This window comes from Streptomyces sp. OR43 (assembly GCF_008042275.1).
GTDB lineage: Bacteria > Actinomycetota > Actinomycetes > Streptomycetales > Streptomycetaceae > Streptomyces.
In genome coordinates, this window is the sequence record NZ_RDBK01000008.1 from 757,619 (window position 1) to 779,283 (window position 21,665).

Here is a 21,665-nt window from a genome sequence, read left to right on the forward strand (position 1 = left end):
TTCCAAGCTCACCGGAAGTATCTATATGATAAAAGCTGCAATTGGGTGAAAAGTCTGTTTTTTCACTTGACTGGCGTACAAGAGGGCGCCGTCGGGAGGGGTTTCGGAGGCCGGGCCGCTCCTCGTCGTCACTCGACGTGATCTTTTGCCATGGGTGGGCCGGGGCATGTACTCCCTCGGGCAGTACCCTGTCGATTCACTCGTACGGCCCACCCGGCACGCGCCCCGGCAGGCCGGCATCAGCGCGAACGGTTACAGGAAGGCGGTCCCCCGATGAGCGAAACCCCTGATCCCGAGGTGGTCGAGCTGGCGGCCAAGGTCTTCGACCTGGCGCGCCACGGCGACGCCGACGCCCTCGCGGCCTACGTCGACGCCGGCGTCCCGGTGAACCTCACCAACGACCGGGGCGACTCGCTGCTGATGCTCGCGGCCTACCACGGGCACGCCCCGGCGGTCGTCGCCCTGGCCGGCCGCGGCGCCGACCCGGACCGCGCCAACGACCGGGGGCAGACGCCGCTCGCCGGAGCCGTCTTCAAGGGTGAGGACGCGGTCATCAGGGCCCTGCTGGACGCGGGAGCCGATCCGGCGGCCGGAACACCCTCCGCACTGGACACGGCGCGCATGTTCGGCAAGGCCGACCTGCTGGAACTCTTCGGCGCCCGCTGAAGGGGCTTCGCCGTAAATGTGGTCGCGGTGGCGAAATGGCTGGGTCATCATGACGTCGCGGGCCCGATTCGGGCCACCGACGAGAGGCAGGGAAGATGGTCTGCACCAGGCAGAAGACGGCGGTCGGCCGATCATGTTGCTGCGCGGTCTAGGGGGCGTTCCGTCCACATGGCACTGCACAGTCCCGGTTGCGTCGACAGCTTGATGTGAGGCTTTTCCCATGTTTGATCCGTTCATAGCGCCGAGCGGCACCCTGCTCGGCCTGCTGCAGAGGGGCCGCGGCGACGGCACGCTCCACGCACTCGCCGCACCACGCCCCGAGGCCCTGGCGGCTCTCAACCACTGCGTCCTGAGCGACCCGCGTCACGACTGGCAGGTGGAGAACCGCTCCCTCTACTACGCACGCCTGTATCTCGACCTCGACGGCGGGATCGAGGAGATCGAACGGCACCTCTGCGACGCCGACGACCACCTCGACACGGACGACTCGCGGACCGGCCTCGCCCTGGCCGTCCTCGGCCACCTCGCCTCGTACGGCCGCGACGACGCCCTGGCCCTGCTGCGGCGCTACGCCGCGACCGGCTCCAACTGGGCCTGGGCCCTGGACGAGCTCGCGCTGCGTGACGACGACGCCGGGCTGCGCTCCCTCGCCGTGCCCGTGCTCGCCCGCTTCCCGGAGAACGCCGAGGGCCGTGCCGAGCTCGCCGCCACCGTGCGGGACGCCTACGAGCCCCGCCCCTGGCGGCTCTGGGCCGACGATCCGCGTCCCTCGGTGGGCGCCCGGGTACGAGCCGCCTCCGAACAGGGCTCCTTCGACCGCTGGCAGCGGCAGATGCGGCCCGGCGGTCCACGCCCGGGCTGGGGCGTCCGGGCCGTCCTCGACTGGGCCCAGGAAGGGCTCGACCGAGGCAGCGTCCTGCACGTACCGGCCGCCCGCTGCCTCTCCGCGGTGGCGGGGCCGGAGGACCGGCCCGTGATCGTCGAGGCCGCCCGCAGCGGTTCCGACGGCGCCCGCTGCGCCGCGCTGCACTACCTCGCCGCCGAGGTCCGCGACCCGGTCGTCCTCGACCTGATCGAGGCCGCGACGCTCGGCGCGTCACCGGCCGTCGCCGAAGCGGCCGTCGCCGCCTTCGAGCGGATGTGCGGCGAGGCGGCCGTGGAGCGCGCGCGCCGCTGGGCCCTGCGGCCCGACGCGCTCGGCGCCTCGGCGGCCGGCGTACTGGCCTGCCGCGGCGGCGCACAGGACGCCCCGCTCGTCCTCGGCGCCCTGCGGGACGCCGTACGGGGCGAAGGACCGGACGCACCCCGCCTGTGGACCCTGGTCGACGGCGCCGGCCGGCTCGGCATCGCCTGCGCCGCGCCCGTACTGCGTCACGTCTACCGCGAGACGTCCTCCTCCCACCTGCGGGGCAGGGCCGCCCGGGCCCTCGCCGCCACCGACCCCTCCTTCGCCACCGGCTTCGCCGTCGAATGCCTGTGGGACTGCGAGGAGACGACCCGCGAGGTCGCCGCACGCCATGCGGAGACCGGCGACATCAGGGTGGCCGAGCGCCTGCGCAGGCTGGCCGCCGACCCGGCCGAGGAGGCCGAGGTCCAGTCGGCCGTACGCAGCAGGATCGGGCCGGACGCACCCGCGGTCTGACCCGGGGCCTCTCGTCTGGATCATGCCGGGCTCTCGGGCCCGGGACCACCGCCGGAACCCGCACGGCCGGGAACCCGCAGGAGCGCAGCGCGTCGGGGGCGCGCCGCGCCGAAGAGCCCCGCACGTCATCCCGGACCGGACCTCCTCGCGTCCTGCGCGCCTCCCGAAGGGCCGCGCGCCACTATGGAGGGATGACCGGACGCTGGGAGTTCTGGATCGACCGGGGCGGCACGTTCACCGATGTGGTGGGCCGGGACCCCGAAGGACGGCTGGTCACCCGCAAGCTCCTCTCGCACGACCCGGACCGCTACCGGGACGCCGCCGTCGCAGGGATCCGGCTGCTGCTGGGACTCGGGCCGGACGAACCGGTCCCCGCCGACCGGGTCGCCGCCGTCAAGATGGGCACCACCGTCGCCACCAACGCCCTGCTGGAGCGGCGCGGTGAACCCACCGTCCTGGTCATCACCGAAGGCTTCCGCGACGCGCTGCGCATCGCGTACCAGAACCGGCCCCGGCTCTTCGACCGCCACATCCTGCTTCCGGAGGCCGTGTACGAGCGCGTGATCGAGGTCCCCGAGCGGGTCGACGCCCAGGGAAGGACCGTCAGGCCCCTGGACCGGGCCGCGGTGGCGGAGCGGCTGCGGGAGGCGCGCGACGACGGACTGAGCAGCGCGGCCGTCGTCCTCATGCACGGCTACCGCCACCCGGACCACGAGAAGGCGGTGGCCGCCGAGGCCCGCACGGCGGGGTTCACCCAGATCAGCTGTTCCCACGAGGTCAGCCCGCTGATCAAACTGGTGCCGCGCGGCGACACCACCGTCGTCGACGCCTACCTCTCACCGATCCTGCGCCGGTACGTCGACACGATCGCCGCCGAACTCGACGGCATCCGGCTGATGTTCATGCAGTCCAACGGCGGTCTGCGCGAGGCCGCCCGCTTCCGGGGCAAGGACGCGGTCCTCTCCGGACCGGCCGGTGGCGTCGTCGGTATGGCCCGCACCTCCGCCCAGGCCGGATACGACCGCGTCGTCGGCTTCGACATGGGCGGCACCTCCACCGATGTCTCGCACTACGCGGGCGAGTTCGAACGCGAACTCGGCACCGAGGTGGCGGGGGTGCGGATGCGCGCCCCGATGATGAACATCCACACCGTCGCCGCCGGCGGCGGATCGGTCCTGCACTTCGACGGCCGGCGCTACCGGGTCGGCCCCGACTCGGCCGGAGCAGTGCCGGGCCCGGCCTGCTACCGCCGGGACGGTCCGCTGACCGTCACCGACGCGCAGGTGATGCTCGGCCGGATCCAGCCGGCCCACTTCCCCGCCGTGTTCGGACCGCACGGCGATCTGCCCCTCGACGCGGACACCGTGCACAGACGATTCGAGGAACTCGCCGACGAGGTCGAACGGGCCACCGGAACCCGCCGGACGGCGGCCGAGACCGCCGCCGGGTTCCTGGAGATCGCGGTGCTCAACATGGCGAACGCGGTCAAGAAGATCTCCGTGCAGCGCGGGCACGACATCACCCGGTACGCCCTCACCGGCTTCGGCGGCGCCGGCGGCCAGCACGTCTGCGCCGTCGCCGACGCCCTCGGCATCGAAACGGTCCTCGTACCCCCGCTGGCCGGGGTGCTGTCCGCCTACGGCATCGGACTGGCCGACGCGACCGCGATGCGCGAACAGTCCGTCGAGGCACCGCTCGACGCCCGTACCCCGGACCGTCTGGGCCGGGCCTGCGACGCGCTGGCCGCCCGTACCAGGGCCGAACTGCGTGCCGACGGCGTCCCCGACCGCGCCATCGGCACCCGGGCACGCGTACTCCTGCGGTACGAGGGCACGGACGCGAGCCTCTCCGTGGACCTGGACACGGTGCCGGCCATGACCGGGGCGTTCACGGACGAGCACCGCGCCCGCTACGGCTTCGCGATGGACCGTCCGCTGGTCGTCGAGGCGGTCTCCGTCGAGGCGACCGGATCGGCGGGGGCGCAGCCGGCGCGGCGGCCGTCCGGACGGGAGCGGAGCGGGGCCACCGCGCCGCAACCCCACGACACGGCACGGATGTTCGCCGGCGACAGCTGGCAGGATGCCGCCCTGCATCGACGGGCGGACCTGCGGACCACGGACACCGTGACAGGCCCCGCCGTCATCGCCGAGGACGGCGCGACCACCGTCGTCGACCCCGGCTGGCAGGCCGCCCTCGCCGCCTCCGGCCATCTGATCCTGACCCGCGCACGCCCCCGCCCCGCGGAACAGGCCGTCGGCACCCGGGTCGACCCGGTCATGCTGGAGGTCTTCAACAACCTCTTCATGTCCATCGCCGAGCAGATGGGCGTGCGCCTGGAGAACACCGCCCACTCCGTCAACATCAAGGAGCGGCTCGACTTCTCCTGCGCCCTCTTCGACGCGAACGGCAACCTGATCGCCAACGCACCGCACATCCCGGTGCACCTCGGCTCCATGGGGGAATCCATCAAGGAGGTGCTGAGCCGCAACCACGGCACGATGCGGCCCGGTGACGTGTACGCCATCAACGATCCATACCACGGGGGCACGCACCTGCCCGACGTGACCGTCGTGACGCCGGTGTTCGACGAGCGCGGCGGCGCTCCGGACGCGCTGAGGTTCCTGGTGGCCTCGCGCGGTCACCACGCCGAGATCGGCGGCATCACGCCCGGCTCCATGCCGGCCTTCAGCCGCACCGTCGACGAGGAGGGCGTGCTCTTCGACAACTGGCTCCTGGTGCGGGACGGCACCTTTCGCGAGGCCGCGACCCGCGAACTGCTCGGTTCCGCCGCGTACCCCTCCCGCGACCCCGACACCAACCTCGCCGACCTGCGCGCCCAGATCGCCGCCAACGAGAAGGGCATCGCCGAACTGCGCCGCATGGTCGAGCAGTTCGGCCCCGACGTCGTCGACGCCTACATGGGCCATGTGCAGGACAACGCCGAGGAGTCCGTGCGCCGCATCGTCGCCGGGCTCCACGACGGCCACTGCCGGTACGAGACCGACAACGGGGCCGTGATCGAGGTGACGCTGACCGTGGACCGGGAGGCCCGCAGCGCGCTCATCGACTTCACCGGCACCTCGCCGCAGCAGCCGGGCAACTTCAACGCGCCGAAGTCGGTGGTCATGGCCGCGGTGCTGTACGTGTTCCGGACGCTGGTGGCCGACGACATCCCGCTCAACAGCGGCTGCCTCACGCCCTTGGACATCAGGGTCCCGGAGGGCTCGATGCTGGCGCCCGTCCACCCCGCGGCCACGGTCGCCGGAAACGTGGAGACCTCACAGGCCGTCACCGGAGCGCTGTACGCCGCACTGGGCGTCCAGGCCGAGGGCTCGGGCACCATGAACAACCTCACGTTCGGCAACGAACGGGTCCAGTACTACGAGACCGTGGCGAGCGGCTCGGGCGCGGGGGAGGACTTCGACGGCACCGACGCCGTACAGACGCACATGACCAATTCGCGGCTCACCGATCCGGAGATCCTCGAATGGCGCTATCCGGTGCTGCTCGAGAGCTTCCGGGTGCGCGAGGGAAGCGGCGGAGCGGGCCGCCGGCACGGCGGATGCGGCGTGGAACGCCGGATCCGATTCCTCGAACCCGTCACGGTGGCCCTGCTCACCGGGCACCGCCGTGTCCCGCCGTACGGCATGGCGGGCGGCGGCCCGGGCGCCCTGGGCAGCCAGCACGTGGAACGCGCCGACGGCGGCCGCACCCCGCTGAAGGGCTGCGACACCGCCGACGTGGACGCCGGCGACGTACTGGTCCTGTGCACCCCGGGGGGCGGAGGGTACGGAGTCTCCGCATCGACCGGTGACCGGGGCTCCGGAGACCCCCACGGCGGGGAGTACGGAGCCCCCGAAACGACCGGCGACCAGGGGTCCGGAGACCCCCACGGCGGGGCATGACCGACTCGGGGCAAGGGGCCGCTTCTGCGCCGTTTCGACCGTTGTCAGTCCGAGGACCTAATCTGTGCAGCGTGACTTCGCCTGCCTACACGGAAAACGCTGCGCCCCAGCTCAGCGCGGGGCCGCGGCCCGCACCGGGCCCGGCCGCCGACGAGGGGCTCTCGCGACGGCTGCGCGCGCTCGCCTGCACGGCGCCGCTGCACGACCTCGACGTGCGCAAGGCGAACCTCGCCGGTGAGTACACCGTGTACGCGATGGCCGAGGTCGCCCTCGCGGCCATCGACCACGTCACCCTCAACATGGACTTCGACACCGGGGCCGACCACGACCAGATAGTGGCCAGACTGCTGCCCCGCGTCGCCGCCCAGGCCCCGGGCCGTCCCGTCGCCGAGCACGAACGGGTCGCCCGCTGGGTGCTGGAGAACCTGATCAACGTCGGCAGCGTCGACCGCGGCTTCCGGGCGGTCTACGGCACCTTCGGGCCGGACGGCGTCTACGTCCGCCGGGACTACGACTTCAAGCTGATCGAGGAAGTCCCCGGATACGGCGGCAGCGTCTATCTGCGGGCCACCGACGAAGCGGTCAACGTCCTGGTCGGCGCACTCGACACGGACGTCACCAGCGCCCAGATCGCCGCCGAGGTGAAGCTGGAGGTCCTGATCAGCCGGGGCCGCCTGGCCGACGCCCAGCTCGCCGCCGAGCAGGCCCGCTACCGGACCGTGCAGTACGCGGAGACGCTCCGCAAGACGCTCGACGCGACCCGGCGCAACGTCCGCGCGGTCGACTGGCTCAACGCCGTGCCCGACATGATCGCCGAGGCACTCGACCACGTCGCCGACCGCTACCGCCACGAGAACGCCATCCTCACCAACATCCGCAAAGCCCGGGACGAGGCCGAGGAACCCGAGCACAAGAGGCGCGCCGCCGAGCTCGTCGACATCGTCAAGGACTGCATCCGCCGCCATACCCAGCTCCAGTCCCGCCTCCTGGAGGCCGGGCCGCTGTTCCGCGCCGAGCAGGACCGCCAGGCCTTCGCCGCGCCGGCCCCCCGCACCGGTCTCGACCTCTACGGCCAGCTCCTGGCCCCGCTGCTGCCGCTCCCCGTCGAGCAGGCGATCCGGGCCACCGACGCGTTCTTCGCCGGGGGCACGGGCCTGCGCACGCCCACCTCGGTACGGGTGGGCGACCTGGTCGACATGCTGCTGACCCCGCCGCTCGAACGGGAACACCTGGGCGCCGAGATGCCGGAACCGGATCTGATCGCGACCCCGGACGACAGCCGGTTCAGCGAGGAGCAGCTGGCGTCGGCCATGGAGCTGCTCGACCTGGAGCACGACGCCCCGCGACGCCTCTCCGGTCTCCTGGCCGAGGCCCGGCGGCGCGACACGGAACTGCCCTACCTGGTCGCCCTGCTCGCGGTGCACGCCGCCAGCCCTCCGGTCGGCACCGCCTACCGACAGGGTGAGCGCCGCCTGCTGTTCTCCGTCGATGACGGCACCCAGCTGGACGACCCCGAGTTCGGCGGCGCCGACCTCATCGTGGGCACGGCCCTGCTGGACGCCGTGGGCATGGCGGCCGACCGCTCGGAGACGACATGAGGACGCCGCACACCCCGGGCGCCCCTCCGAGGGCCGCCGCCACGAGAACCGTCCTCGCGGCCGCCGGCGCCCGGGCCGGCCAACCCGCACCGAAGACCTTCCGCACCAAGGAGCGACCGTCGTGAGCGACCACCGCGCAGAGCCCGCCGACGCGTGGAGCGACCCGGCTGCCGCGCACCCCGCCGAGCGTCCCGCCGCCCCAGCCGCGGTCACCCCGGCGGACGCGGCGGACGCCTCCCGGCTCGTCGCCTTCGGGCTCCAGCCGAAACTGCTGCCCGCCCGGGACGCCGAGTACGCCGAACTGCTCCGCCGCTACCGGGAGGAGCCCGCCTTCGCCCGGCTCGCCGACGCGGTCGCCACCGGACTCGGCCTCGTCGTGCTGGAGGTGTCCACCCGGGCCGGGATGGCCGTCACGGCCGGCGAGGACTCGGTCTTCGCCGTGCGCATGGGCGACTACGCCCGGCGGGCCTCCCCGGACTCCGCCGACCGCTTCCTCCACGGCCTCGCGCACCTCGCCGTCGCCGCCATGGCCTTCCCGCGCCCCGAGGACCTCGCCGACGACGCGTACATCGGCCGGATCACCGTCAACGGCGTCGACGCCTTCGTACGTCAGGCGTGCCACCGCCTGGAGGAGCGCGCGGACGAACACGGCGACAACACCGACCCGGCCAGTGACGCCCCCGGCCTGGAGGCGGGCTGGCGCGTCTACTCCCGGCGCAGCGCCACCGGAGCGACGAAGGACGCACGACGGCTGGCCGGATCCACCACCGGCATCGTCGGCAAGGCCGTGGCCTTCCTCACCGACTCGGGCTTCCTCCAGCGCACCGGGGACGACGCCGGAGGCGCCTTCCGCACCACGGCCCGCTACCAGCTCCAGGTCCGTGACATGGCGGGAAGCGCCGCCCTGGCCGAGCTCCTGGAACTCGGCGTGGTGCCGGTCAGCGACGGATCCGCCACGCTGCTCCCGCCACCCGACCCCGACGACCTGGAACTGGCGGCCGACGCCGGCCTGCCCTTCCACAGCTGACCGGTCCCGCCCCACCGGGGCCGGCCCAGACCGGCCCCGCCACCGACGCCACCCTCCCGCTGCCTGAACGACGAGAGTCCGCCGCCATGTACGAGCTGTCCCGGGTCCGCCTCTACTCCATCGGGCCTGCCGGTGCACGCTACGCCGACACCGTGCTCGACCTGCGCGGCGTGGGTGAGCCCGTGCCCCACCCCGCGCCGGCACAGGCGGAGTTCTTCGAGGACGAACCGGTCGGCCCGCCGCGCCGGCCCGCCCCCGCCGGGGTGCTCTTCCTGGAGAACGGCGGCGGCAAGTCCGTCCTGCTGAAGCTGATCTTCTCGGTGATGTTGCCGGGCCACCGCAACACCCTGGGCGGCGCCAGCTCGGGCGTCCTGCGCAAGTTCCTGCTCGCGGAGGACTGCGGACACGTCGCACTGGAATGGCAGCACACGCTGACCGGTGAGTGCGTGGTCGTCGGCAAGGTCAGCGAATGGCGGGGGCGCCAGGTCTCCAACGACCCCAGGAAGTTCGCCGAGGCCTGGTACTCCTTCCGCCCCGGCCCCGGACTCAGCCTCGACTCGCTGCCCGTCGCCGAGGCCACCTCGGTCGGCCGCCCCGCCGAGGGCGTCTCCGGAGCGCGCGGCAGGCGCCGCACGATGAAGGGCTTCCGCGACGCGCTCACCGAGGCGGGCAAGTTCTACCAGCACCTGGACGTGCACTGGGAAGAGATCCACGACCGCTGGAACGAGCACCTCGGCGAGCTGGGACTGGACCCCGAACTCTTCCGCTACCAGCGCGAGATGAACGCCGACGAGGGCGAGGCGGCCGGCCTCTTCGCGGTGAAGAAGGATTCCGACTTCACCGACCTGCTGCTGCGCGCCGTCACCGACACCCGCGACACCGACGGACTCGCCGACCTCGTCAGCGGCTTCGGCAACAAGCTGGGCCGCCGTGCCGAGCTCACCGCTGAGCGCGACTTCACCGCAGGCTCCGTCGACCTGCTCGGCCGCATCGTGGAGGCCGCCGAAGCACGGGCCAGGAGCCGCGACATCCATGCCGGTGCCGAGCGCCGCACCCGCACCCTGGCCCGCCGGCTCTCCGCCCGCGCCGGTCTGGAGCGCGGCCGGACCGGGGAGCTCGCCCAGCAGGTCACCGGCGCCGCCCACACCGTCACCGGCGCCGAGGAGACCCGCAGCCGCAGCGCCCTGATCGCCGCCGAACTCGCCTACCGGCACGCCTCCCTGGCGCTCACCGCAGCCGAGAAGAGCGCCGCCTCCCAGCGCCGCGAACTCGGGGACGCCCGCACCCTGCACGCCGCCTGGCAGGCCGCCGAGGCCGTGCTCCGCCACCGCGCCGCCGCGGACCGCTCCGCCCGCGTGGCCGTCGCCATCCGTGAGGCCGAGCGCGATGCCGCACCGGCCCTTGCCGCCCGGGCCACCGCCGCCGCCGATCTCGTACGGGCCCTGCACACCGCCGCCGAAGCGGGCGAGAACGTGGCCAACGAGGAGGAGGAGCGCTCCGACACCCTCCAGACCGCCGGCGAGGCCGCCCACCGGGACGCCACCACCGCCGCCACCGAGGCCCAGCGCGCCCGCAGCGAGGCCGGCCATCTGCGCCAGCGCCTCGCCGAGGTGGAGCAGGAGACCGCCGAGGCCATCCGGGCGGGCTGGCTCGATGACACCGCACCCAACGCGGACCCGGCCCGCGCCGCGCTCGCCGCGAACGACGCCGAACACTCGGCGGTGGCCGCCTGGGACACCGCTCGCGACGCGGCCGCGGCCGCGTCGGACCGGTCCCGGCAGGCCGCCGCCGACGAGAGCCGGGCCGAACTCGCCGCCGCCCGCGCCGCCGACGGCGCACGCGCCGCGGAGCAGGCCTACGAGGCCGAGCTCAGGGCCGCCGAGTCCCTCGCGGCCGAACACCGCCTCGCCGAGCTCCTGGGCCTGCCCACCGTCGGCGGCCTTCCCCGGCCCCGGCAGGGTGCGCCGGGTACACAGGACGGTGCCGAGGGCCGGAAGCACGACGGGGGCCACGAGCCCGGGGCCGCCGCGGACGGGGCCGAACAAGCAGGCCACGGCGCCGGCACCGCGCAGCGCGAGCCCGCCGAACGGTCGCTCACCGCCGACGAGTTCGACCGCAACGCGGAGGAGCTGCGGGACCTCCTCGACCAAGGCGTGGCCGCGGCCGAGCGACGCCTGTTCGAGCTGCGCACCGCGGCCGCCGACGACTCCCGCATCCTGGGCGCGCTCGGCGACGGCGGACTGCTGCCGCCGGGACCCGATGTGCTCGCCACCGTCGAGTACCTCGGCGAACACGGCATTCCCGCCCTGCCCGGCTGGCGCTACCTCGCCCAGGCCGTCGACCCCGCCGATCACGCCGCCGTGCTCGCGGCGCGTCCCGAGCTCGTCGACGGCGTCGTCATCACGGACCCGGACGCGCACGCCCGCGCCCGTGAGGTGCTCGGCGCCGCCGCCCTGCTGCCGCGCTCCGCCGTGGCCGTGGGCACCGCGGCCGCGCTCCTCGCGCCCGTGCCGGACCCCGCCGCCGGATCCGCCGCGGGCGCCGACGGGGTCTTCCTCGTCCCGCCGAACCCGGCGATGCACGACGAGCACGCCGCCGACGAGGAACGGCAGGCGCTCAGGAGCCGTACCGCGGCCCGCGACGAGGACATCCGCACGCTGGCGGCCCGCCTCACCGGGGACCGCTCGCTCGCCGCCCGGATCGGCTCCTGGCGCGCGGACTGTCCGCCCGGCATGCTCACCGAACTCGCGGAAGCCGCCCGCACCGCCCGTGCGTCCGCCGCGACGGCCGAGGCCGCTCTCGCCGAGGCCCGTACCGTGCGGGCCGAGGCCGACGAGGCGGCGGCGGACGCCTCCCGCGTCCGCGACGAACGCCAGGAGGCCGCCCAGCGCGCCCGCCGCGCGGCCGACGCACTCGCCGGACTCGCCTTCCGGCTCCGCGAACGGGCGGGCTGGCAGGTGAAGCTGCGCGAACTGGTCGACGAGGCGGCGGAGTCCGAGGCCCGTGCCACCGTCTGCCTCGAACGGGCCCGTGCCGCCGACGAGGACCGCAGGGCCGCCCAGCGCGCGGCCGACGACGCCCGACGCACCGCCCGCGCCCTGCGCGCCGAACGGGCCGAGATCGCCGGCGCCCCCGAACACCTCCCCGAGCCGGTGCCGGACGCCCCGCGGCACACCCTGCCCGCCCTGCGCGAGGCCTACCGAGCCGCGTCCCAGCTGTACGAGAAGGTCGGCGTCGGCGCCGACCTGCGCGCCGAGCAGGCACGCGCGGAGAGCGACGAGAGCGCCGCCCTCGCCGAACTCGACCGGCTGACCAACAAGGTCCGCACCCGGGCCGCGCAGCTCCTGGAAAGCACGGACGGCGCCGACGGGCCCTCCCGGCAAGCCGCGGCGGCCCGCGCCGAATCCCTGGTCCAGCTCCTGGAGACGCGCGCCTCCGCCGCCAGCGAGCAGCTCGGCCGGCTGCGCGGCGAGGCCGAGCGGCTGGCCCCGGCGGACGGCGAGAGCCTGCACACCGAGCTCCCCGGCGATCGGGTTCCCGCCGACGCCGAACAGGCGCAGGCGCTGCTGCGTACCGCGTCGGCCGAGCTCGCCGCCGCGACCGCCGCCCTGGACACCGCCCGCGCCGCCCACGCCGAGCTCCTCCACGCCCATCGCACCGCAGAGGACTCGGCAGGCGGCTTCGACGAGACCGCGGCCCTGCTGCGCGACCTCCTGCGGGACCACGGCGCCGAAGAGGACCCCGAGACCCCCGAGCCGTACCCCGGCAGCCTGGAGGAGGCCCGGCAGTCCGCGGCCGAGGCCCGCCGTTCACTGCGCGGCTGCGCCACCGACCTCTCCACCGCCGAAGCAGCGGTACGGGAGGCGAGCGACGTACTCGTCCGGCACGCCAACGCCACCCGCTACGAACAGGTCCGCACCCCGGCCCGCCAGCAGATCCGCGAACTCCCGGCCGCGGCCCTGCCCGAACACGCCCAGAAGTGGGCGACGGCGTTCGCACCCCGGCTGCGGGTCCTCACCGACGAACTGGCCCAGCTGGAGCGCAACCGCGACTCCATCGTCGACCGGCTGCGCGGCCTGGTGGACTCCGCGCTGACCACGCTCCGCTCCGCCCAGCGGCTCTCCCGGCTCCCCGAGGGCCTGGGCGAGTGGTCCGGCCAGGAGTTCCTCCGCATCCGCTTCGAGGAACCCGGCCAGGCCACGCTCACCGAACGGCTCGGCGACGTCATCGACGAGGCCACCAAGGCGGCGCTGAAGAAGAACTCCGACCTGCGACGCGACGGGATGTCCCTGCTCCTGCGCGGCGTGCAGGCGGCGCTGGAGCCGCGTGGCATCGCCGTCGAGATCCTCAAGCCGGACGCGGTGCTGCGCGCCGAGCGAGTGCCGGTCGGACAGATGGGCGACGTCTTCTCCGGCGGTCAGCTGCTCACCGCCGCCATCGCCCTCTACTGCACGATGGCCGCCCTGCGCAGCAACGACCGGGGCCGCGACCGGCACCAGCACCGCCATGCCGGGACGCTGTTCCTCGACAACCCCATCGGCCGCGCCAACGCCACGTATCTGCTGGAGCTCCAGCGTGCGGTCTCGGACGCGCTGGGCGTCCAGCTGCTCTACACCACGGGCCTTTTCGACACGACGGCGCTGGCCGAATTCCCCCTGGTGATCAGGTTGCGCAATGACGCCGACCTGAGGGCCGGACTGAAGTACATCAGCGTCGAGGAGCACTTGCGTCCCGGACTGCCCCAGCAGGACCCGGGCACCGAGACCGTGCACGGAGAGATCACCGCGACCCGCATGTTCAAGCGGTCCGCACCGGCGCCGGACGTACCGGCGGCCCGGACCGAGAGCAAACCCCGCACCACGGCGAACCTCGACACCACCCCGTAGGGCGAAGCCCGTCACAGCACCGCAGCGGGGAGGGCCTTGTCATGGTCGGCCCCGCAGACGGGAGGGGGCGTGGCACGACGGGTCAGTCCCGCAGCCGGTGTGGGCCTTGTCATGGGTCGGCCCCGCAGACGGAAAGGGCGTGGCACGACGGGTCAGTCCCGCAGCCGGTATGGGCGTGTCACGCGTCGGTCCGCGGACGGAAGGAGCCGGGCGCGGGTCAGGCCCGGGAAAGGCGGCCCGCGTCGCGTCGTCGTATCCGTGCCGCGTCCCGCTCGGCGGTCCGCGCCGCCCGTCTGGCCCTGCGCCGCTCGCGGCGCAGCCGCCGGGCCGAACTACTGGGCACCGACACCACGCCGTTGCGCTGATTCCACACCTGCCGGGTGACCCACACGTCCAGGACCGACCAGGTCGCGACCACCGTGCTTCCCACGCTGCTCAGCACCATCGGGAAGGCCAGCCACGAACCGGTCAGCGAGGCCAGGAACGCGACCATCGCCTGGATCAGGGTCAGCGACGTGATGATGACGGCCCGCACGGCGGCCCTGCGCACAGGATCCGGCATGCGCCGGCGTGCGGCCGGCTCCTCGACCCAGAGCGGCTGCCGCGGTACCTCCGGCCCGCCCCGCGGCGCCGAAGCCGCGGTGACCGCCTCCTTCGCCGTCCGGGCCGGTGGCACCTCCACCGCACCGTGACGCTCCTGCGTGTCCAACGACTTTCAACTCCCCACCGCTGTCCGACTTCAGGGTTGCTGCCCCGCATGCACCCTTTCTACGCGGACGGACCGTCCCGTCCTGCCCCAGGGCACTCCTGCAGCTCTCCTGCCCCCGTACAGACAGACGAGTGCCGGACGGTGAAGATTCCCACGGATCGGCACGGAACGAAGAGTTCCAGCCAACCGACAGGGGGAGGAATATGCCGCTCTGATCGGCGCCTTCTGTCGCATTCGCGAATTTCATCTCCCGGAATACCCGGACAACTCATGGTCAACTCCCTGCAAGGCGGCCGAAAATCGTCCGGACGCGCCTTCGAGTTGTCTGTGTGTCGGTAGTAGGCTCGCGCCGTTTGTTGACGGAACACCATCCCCGCCCTGCGGGGCCGAGCTGGGGGAGGCCATGCGCTTTCGCGGAAAGTCCATCCGCAGGAAGATCGTGGCGTTGCTTCTGGTGCCGCTCGTCTCCCTCACCGCACTCTGGGGCTTCGCCACCTATCTGACCGGACGCGAGGCCGGCGAACTGCTGAGCGCCAGCACCGTCGTGGAGAAGGTCGGCCATCCCCTGGAGGACACCGTCCGGGCCGTGCAGAACGAGCGCCGCCAGACGCTCGTCTTCCTCGCCGACCCGAGGGCCTCCGACGCGCTTCCGGTGCTGCGCACACAGCGCGCGGTCACCGACCGGGTCGTGGAGCGCGTGACCTCGAGTGCGCAGCAGAAGGACATCCGCGACGCACTGCGCCCGGACGCCGAGACCCAGCTCAGCTCGATCCTCGGAGCGGTCGACGAACTCGACGCACTCCGCGACTCCGTCGACCGGCGCACCATCGGCCGGGCCAGGGCGATGGACTACTACAACCGCCTCATCGACCCCTGCTACCGCTTCCTGACCGGACTCCACACGATGGAGAACGTGTCCATGGACAAACAGGTCCGGGCGCTGGCAGGTGTCTCGCGCGCCCGCGAGATGCTCTCCAGGGAAGACGCGCTGGTCGCCTCCGGACTCCTGGCACGGCGGTTCACCGCCCCCGAACTCCGCCAGATCTCCGACCTCGCGGCCAACCGGGAACTGCTGTACGAGATCAACCTCCAGGTCCTGCCCGCGTCCGAGCGGCGGCGCGTCGAGCAGTACTGGTCGGGCCCCGACAGCGAACCGCTGCGCACCGCCGAGAACAAACTCATCGCGCAGGGCCCCACCCGCGACTCCCGCGCCGTGGACGCCGCCCGCTGGCAGGAGGTCGCGCCGCCGGTCCTGGACCGGCTGGCCAACGACTCGACCGAGATGAACAACCGCTTCCAGGACCGGGGCAAGCCCGCCGGCTACGGCGTCCTGATCAAGGCGGGCGTCGCCGGCGTGCTCGGGTTCCTGGCCCTGCTCGTCTCCGTCTTCGTGTCCGTACGCATCGGCCGCGAGCTCGTCCGCGACCTCTCCCGGCTCCGCAAGGACGCCCACGAGGTCTCCGGTGTGCGGCTGCCGAGCGTGATGCGCCGCCTCGCCGCGGGCGAGCACATCGACGTCGAGACCGAGTCCCCGCACCTCAGTTACGAACGGGACGAGATCGGCCAGGTCGGGCAGGCGCTCAACACGTTGCAGCGCGCCGCGGTCGAGGCGGCCGTCAAGCAGGCGGACATGCGGCGCGGCGTCTCCGAGGTCTTCGTCAACCTCGCCCGCCGCAACCAGGTGCTGCTGCACCGCCAGCTGACGCTGCTGGACACGATGGAGCGCCGCACCGAGAACACCGACGAACTCGCCGACCTGTTCCGCCTCGACCACCTCACCACCCGGATGCGGCGCCACGCCGAAGGGCTGGTCATCCTCTCCGGAGCCGCTCCCTCCCGGCAGTGGCGCAAGCCCATCCAGCTGATGGACGTGGTGCGGGCCGCCGTCGCCGAGGTGGAGGACTACGAACGGATCGAGGTCCGCCGCCTCCCGCGGATCGGAGTGGGCGGCCCCGCTGTCGCCGACCTCACCCATCTGATCGCCGAACTCCTGGAGAACGCCACGGTGTTCTCGCCCCCGCACACGGCGGTCCAGGTGCACGGCGAACAGGTCGCCAACGGCTTCACCCTCGAAATCCACGACCGCGGCCTGGGGATGCCACCCGAGGTGCTCCTGGACGCCAACCTCCGGCTGGCGGAAACCCCCGAGTTCGAGCTGTCCGACACCGACCGGCTCGGCCTCTTCGTCGTCAGCCGGCTCGCCCAGCGGCAGAACGTCCGCGTCTCGCTCCAGACATCCCCGTACGGAGGCACCACGGCCGTCGTGTTCATCCCGGCGGCGCTGCTCACCGACGCCCCCGACTCGCACGGCACCGGGTTCCGTCTCGACCGCAGGTCCGAGAAGGCGATCGCCAGCAGCAGGCCCGGCAGCGGCCCGAAGGAGAACGGCGGGCGGGGCACACCGGACCGCGGCATCGCCGCCGCCGAAGGGTCGCCGGAACGCCCGCAGGAACGGCCGGGCAGCCTCTCACCGGTTCCCAGCGGACTCATGGACCCGGCCCTGCTGAACGGCCCGGTCGAGCTCGAAGGACCGGTCGCGTCCCTGGACTTCGACCGTGACCCGCTCCTCGAAGCCGTCACCGGCCGGGGCACCGACCCCGCACTCGACGGGGTCTCCGACCTGGACGACACCGAAAGCGAACGCGGTGGCATCTTCCGCGCCCGCGAGTTCCGGCGCGAAACCGACCGCGAGCAGCACCAGCAGGCAGCCGACCGGACGTCGGAGCCGGACGGCGTACGGGCCCTGCGCCCCGACGGCACGCGCCCGCTGCCCCGGCGCAAGCCGCCGACCCTGGTCACCGACCGCGGCGTCCGGGTCGACGAGAGCAGCCGCTCCCACCCCGTGACCGACGATCCGGAGCCCGCGCACACCTCGGCCCGGCCCCGGGCCACGGGCCCCGTCCCGCACGAGGACCGGCGCCGCTCCGCCGAACCCCGGCGGTCCACGGGCTTCCGGACGTCGGCCGGGCCCGCCGAAGCCCCGCGCCCCGCGCCTTCGGTGCCCGCGCCGCGGTCGTCGGCATCAGCCGTCCCGTCCGCGTCGTCGCCCGAGGCCGACACCGTGGGCGGCCTGCCCCGCCGGGTCCGTCAGGCCAGCCTCGCCCCGCAGCTGCGCGAGGGCACGGGCGCGGCCGGCCCGGACCGGGTGGAGAGCGTCGAGGACATCGAGCGGGACGCCGACGAGGTACGCGACCGCATGGCCTCGCTCCAGCGCGGCTGGCAGCGCGGACGCCTGCAGAACGCCGAGGACGCGACCGGCCCCGGCGATACAGCACAAGGAACCACTCCGGGAGGGGACGGTCCATGACCGCACCGAACGCCGCAGCACTCAACTCCGCACGTCAGGGGTCGGGTGAACTCAACTGGCTCCTCGACGAACTCGTTCAGCGGGTCGCCAGCATCCACAAGGCGCTGGTGCTCTCCAGCGACGGCCTCCCCACCGGCGCGTCCAAGGACCTGACCCGGGAGGACGGCGAGCACCTGGCGGCCGTCGCCTCCGGATTCCACAGCCTCGCGAAGGGCGTCGGCCGCCACTTCGACGCGGGCAGGGTCCGGCAGACCGTCGTCGAACTCGACGAGGCGTTCCTGTTTGTCACGGCGGCTGGCGACGGCAGCTGTCTCGCCGTACTGGCCGACTCCGACTCGGACGTCGGACAGGTGGCGTACGAGATGACGCTGATGGTCAAGCGCGTGGGAGCCCACCTGGCCAACGCACCCCGGACGACCGGTCTGTCCTCCGGAGGGTGAGTGGACGGGATGAGTGCCGACACCTCCCACACCCCCGGGACCTCCGGCGACCCGCAGTCCTCGCGCTGGTACGACGCCGACGCGGGGCCGGTGGTCCGCCCGTACGCGATGACCAGAGGACGCACCAGCAGCGCGTCCCGTCACCGCCTCGACCTGATCGCGATCGTCATGCCCGAACCCGCGGCCGACGACCCCGGCAGGGACCAGATGCTCTCCCCGGAACACGTGGAGATCGTCGAACTCTGCAGTGAGATGCCCCAGTCGATCGCCGAGCTCGCCGCCGGTCTGGACCTCCCCGTCGGGGTGGTCCGGGTCCTGGTCGGCGATCTCGTCGAGGACGAGCTGGTGCACGTAACCCGTCCCGTTCCGCCGGCCGAGCTGCCGGACGTGAACATTCTTCGCGAGGTGATCAATGGCCTTCGGGCGCTCTAGCCGCAACAGGCGGCCCGTTGAGCCCGTTACCCTGAAAATCCTGGTGGCGGGTGGCTTCGGCGTGGGCAAGACGACCCTGGTGGGGGCGGTCAGCGAGATCAGACCGCTGCGTACGGAGGAGAGGCTGAGCGAGGCGGGACGTCCGGTGGACGACCTGGACGGTGTCGAGGCGAAGACCACGACGACGGTGGCGATGGACTTCGGGCGGATCACCCTGCGCGAGGACCTGGTGCTGTATCTCTTCGGGACCCCCGGACAGGACCGCTTCTGGTTCCTCTGGGACGAACTCGCCCAGGGCGCGCTGGGGGCGGTCGTCCTCGCGGACACCCGCCGGCTGGAGGACTGCTTCGCCGCGGTCGACTACTTCGAGCGCCGCGAGATCCCGTTCGCCGTGGCCGTCAACTGCTTCGAGGGCGCCGACCGGTTCCCCACCGAGACGGTGCAGGCGGCGCTGGACCTGGATCCACAGGTGCCGGTACTCATGTGCGACGCCCGGGACCGGTCGTCCGTACGGGATGTCCTGGTGGCCGTCGTCGAACACGCGGTGGCCCGGGTGGACCGGCTCCGGGAGCCCGTCACGACGTGAGCGGGCGGAACGCGGCGCGTACCCCCGCCGACGGGGGTACGGGCCGCGCGTCCACGGCCGGCAGGGGAGCGGAGGGCCCGCTACTCCTGCCAGCCGAAACTCCGCTCCACCGCCTTGCGCCAGTTGCCGTACTCGCGTTCGCGGTCCTCCGGTTCCATCCGCGGCTGCCACTCGACATCGCGCTGCCAGTGCGTCTTGAGCTCGTCGAGCCCCGACCACACCCCGGTCGCCAGCCCCGCCGCGTACGCCGCGCCCAGGCAGGTGGTCTCCGAGATCTTGGGGCGGATCACCGGAACGCCCAGCACGTCCGCCTGGTGTTGCATCAGCAGCTGGTTGGCCGTCATGCCACCGTCGACCTTGAGCGTCGTGATCGGCACCCCGGAGTCCTGGTACATCGCGTCGACGACCTCACGCGTCTGCCAGCTGGTCGCCTCCAGGACGGCCCGCGCCAGATGCGCCTTGGTGACGTAGCCGGTCAGGCCGGTGATGACGCCCCGTGCGTCGGAACGCCAATAGGGGGCGAACAGCCCGGAGAACGCGGGCACGATGTACGCCCCGCCGTTGTCCTCCACGCTCGCGGCGAGGGTCTCGATCTCCTCCGCGCTCCCGATGATCCCGAGCTGGTCGCGGAACCACTGCACGAGCGCCCCGGTGATCGCGATCGACCCCTCCAGGCAGTAGACGGGCGGCTCGTCGCCGATCCGGTAACCGAGGGTGGTGATCAGCCCGTTCTTGGACGGCACGGGGCGGTTCCCGGTGTTGAGCAGCAGGAAACTGCCGGTGCCGTACGTGTTCTTGGCCGTGCCCGGGTCGTAGCAGGCCTGGCCGAACACCGCGGCCTGCTGGTCTCCCAGGGCGGAGGCGACCGGTACGCCGGCCAGCGCTCCCACGGCCGTTCCGTACACCTCGGACGACGACCTGATCTCCGGGAGCACCGCCTCGGGGATGTTCATCGCGGCCAGGACGGCGGGGTCCCACCGGAGCGTCTCCAGGTCCATCAGCATGGTGCGCGACGCGTTGGTCACGTCCGTGACGTGGACGCCGCCCGCCGTGCCGCCCGTGAGGTTCCAGATCAGCCAGGAGTCCATCGTGCCGAACGCGATCTCGCCCCGCTCGGCCCGTTCGCGCAGCCCCGGTACGTGGTCCAGCAGCCAGGCCGCCTTGGGGCCGGAGAAGTAGCTGGCCAGCGGAAGACCCGTGGTGGCGCGGAACCGGTCCTGCCCGTCGCTGCCGCCGAGTTCGTGGCACAGGTCCGCGGTACGGGTGTCCTGCCAGACGATCGCGTGGTGGACGGGGACCCCGGTGGCCCGGTCCCACAGCACGGTCGTCTCGCGCTGGTTCGTGATGCCGAGCGCGGTGAGCCGGTCCGCCCGCAGGCCGGCCCGGTCGAGGGCTCCGGCGACGACGGCCTGCACGGTGGTCCAGATCTCCGAGGCGTCGTGCTCCACCCAGCCGGGCCGGGGGAAGATCTGCCGGTGCTCGCGCTGGTCGACGGCGACGACGGCGCCGTCCTGGTCGAAGATGATGCAGCGGCTGGAGGTGGTGCCCTGGTCGATGGCGGCGACATACCTGATCGTCATGACTCCCCTTGTCCATCGGGTGCTTGTGGCCGAGGCCTCAGAACGCGGCGTTGAACACGACACCGCCCAGCAGTCCGCCCAGGAGCGGTCCCACGACCGGTATCCAGGCGTAACTCCAGTCGGAAGTCCCCTTGTTCGGTATCGGAAGCAGCGCATGCACCAGCCGCGGGCCGAGGTCACGGGCCGGGTTGATGGCGTATCCGGTGGGGCCGCCGAGCGAGAGCCCGATGCCCACCACGAGGAGGGACACCAGGAGAACCGAGATCCCGGAGCCGTAGATCCCGGCCTCCGACCCCGCGACCGGGCCGATCCCGATGCCCGCGTTCTTTCCGAAGGCCAGGATCGGCAGCACCAGGGCGGTCGTGGCGATGATCTCGGTGACGAGGTTGGCCACCGGATTCCGGATCTCCGGAGCGGTCGCGAAGATGCCGAGAGTGGGTCCGGACGTCTCCTTGTCGGCGTTGGCGCGGAACTGCGCGTAGTACGTCAGCCAGGCCAGTACCGCTCCGATGACGGCGCCCGTCAGCTGACCCGCGATGTAGAGCGGGACCTTGTCCCACTCGCCGGTGTCCACGGCGATGCCGACGGTCACCGCCGGGTTGAGATGGCCGCCCGACAACGGGGCGGACGTGTAGGCCCCGGCCAGCACCCCGAAGCCCCATCCGAAGGCGATGACGACCCAGCCCGCGGCTCTGGCCTTCGAGTGGTGGAGCGTGACGGCGGCGCAGACGCCCGCGCCGAAGAGGATGAGGATGGCCGTTCCGAGGACTTCCCCGGTGAAGATGTCTCCATTGCTCATGGCGCTCCCAGTGGTTGTCCGGCGGGTTTCGCCGGGCGCTTCCATGGCTGCGGAGGCCGGGGGCAGGGAGAAGCCGTGCCCCGCCCGG

The 21,665-nt window shown here is 72.9% G+C and carries 13 protein-coding genes; 10 read left to right on the forward strand and 3 right to left on the reverse strand.

All coding sequences use genetic code 11. The annotated features are described in order from the left end of the window. Positions 1-273 precede the first annotated feature (273 nt). The 6 genes from EAO72_RS07455 to EAO72_RS07480 all read left to right on the forward strand — a co-directional run bounded on the left by EAO72_RS07455 (position 274) and on the right by EAO72_RS07480 (position 13,724). Positions 274-666: an ankyrin repeat domain-containing protein gene (locus EAO72_RS07455; protein ID WP_148016371.1), complete on the forward strand. Its 393-nt coding sequence runs from the start codon at positions 274-276 to the stop codon at positions 664-666. A 220-nt stretch (positions 667-886) separates the two neighbouring features. Then, complete coding sequence (locus EAO72_RS07460) at positions 887-2,308, forward strand: HEAT repeat domain-containing protein (RefSeq protein ID WP_148016372.1); 1,422 nt, start codon at positions 887-889, stop codon at positions 2,306-2,308. A gap of 191 nt (positions 2,309-2,499) precedes the next feature. Beyond that, the gene (locus EAO72_RS07465) at positions 2,500-6,213 is read left to right on the forward strand and encodes a hydantoinase B/oxoprolinase family protein (RefSeq protein WP_148016373.1); all 3,714 of its coding nucleotides are present in this window, start codon (positions 2,500-2,502) and stop codon (positions 6,211-6,213) included. Between the two features lie 71 nt (positions 6,214-6,284). Beyond that, complete coding sequence (locus EAO72_RS07470) at positions 6,285-7,811, forward strand: hypothetical protein (protein WP_148016374.1); 1,527 nt, start codon at positions 6,285-6,287, stop codon at positions 7,809-7,811. A gap of 121 nt (positions 7,812-7,932) precedes the next feature. Continuing rightward, entirely contained in the window at positions 7,933-8,838 is a 906-nt protein-coding gene (locus tag EAO72_RS07475; protein WP_148016375.1) for a hypothetical protein, read from the forward strand. 86 nt (positions 8,839-8,924) lie between these two features. Continuing rightward, the gene (locus tag EAO72_RS07480) at positions 8,925-13,724 is read left to right on the forward strand and encodes a hypothetical protein (RefSeq protein WP_148016376.1); all 4,800 of its coding nucleotides are present in this window, start codon (positions 8,925-8,927) and stop codon (positions 13,722-13,724) included. A 217-nt stretch (positions 13,725-13,941) separates the two neighbouring features. Here the strand turns inward: EAO72_RS07480 and EAO72_RS07485 are convergent, their stop codons facing one another. Further along, positions 13,942-14,433, reverse strand: coding sequence for a hypothetical protein (locus tag EAO72_RS07485; RefSeq protein WP_261991348.1), 492 nt, complete (start codon positions 14,431-14,433; stop codon positions 13,942-13,944). Positions 14,434-14,836: 403 nt separating this feature from the next. Here EAO72_RS07485 and EAO72_RS07490 point away from each other — a divergent pair, with 403 nt between their 5' ends. From EAO72_RS07490 to EAO72_RS07505, 4 genes are read left to right on the forward strand one after another with little or no spacing between them, the layout of a single operon-like run. After that, a complete protein-coding gene (locus tag EAO72_RS07490) occupies positions 14,837-17,740 on the forward strand; it encodes a sensor histidine kinase (RefSeq protein WP_187284949.1) in 2,904 nt (967 codons plus the stop codon). Beyond that, positions 17,737-18,180 (forward strand): roadblock/LC7 domain-containing protein, encoded by a 444-nt coding sequence (locus EAO72_RS07495; RefSeq protein WP_148016377.1) that lies wholly within the window; start codon positions 17,737-17,739, stop codon positions 18,178-18,180. Before EAO72_RS07490 ends, EAO72_RS07495 begins: the two co-directional genes overlap by 4 nt. Positions 18,181-18,189: 9 nt before the next feature. Beyond that, positions 18,190-18,612: a DUF742 domain-containing protein gene (locus tag EAO72_RS07500; RefSeq protein ID WP_148016378.1), complete on the forward strand. Its 423-nt coding sequence runs from the start codon at positions 18,190-18,192 to the stop codon at positions 18,610-18,612. Continuing rightward, the gene (locus tag EAO72_RS07505; RefSeq protein WP_148016379.1) at positions 18,593-19,198 is read left to right on the forward strand and encodes a GTP-binding protein; all 606 of its coding nucleotides are present in this window, start codon (positions 18,593-18,595) and stop codon (positions 19,196-19,198) included. Before EAO72_RS07500 ends, EAO72_RS07505 begins: the two co-directional genes overlap by 20 nt. An 80-nt stretch (positions 19,199-19,278) precedes the next feature. Here the strand turns inward: EAO72_RS07505 and glpK are convergent, their stop codons facing one another. Beyond that, the gene (gene glpK / locus EAO72_RS07510; RefSeq protein ID WP_148016380.1) at positions 19,279-20,778 is read right to left on the reverse strand and encodes a glycerol kinase GlpK; all 1,500 of its coding nucleotides are present in this window, start codon (positions 20,776-20,778) and stop codon (positions 19,279-19,281) included. 37 nt (positions 20,779-20,815) lie between these two features. Then, the gene (locus EAO72_RS07515) at positions 20,816-21,577 is read right to left on the reverse strand and encodes an MIP/aquaporin family protein (RefSeq protein ID WP_148016381.1); all 762 of its coding nucleotides are present in this window, start codon (positions 21,575-21,577) and stop codon (positions 20,816-20,818) included. Positions 21,578-21,665 lie beyond the last annotated feature (88 nt).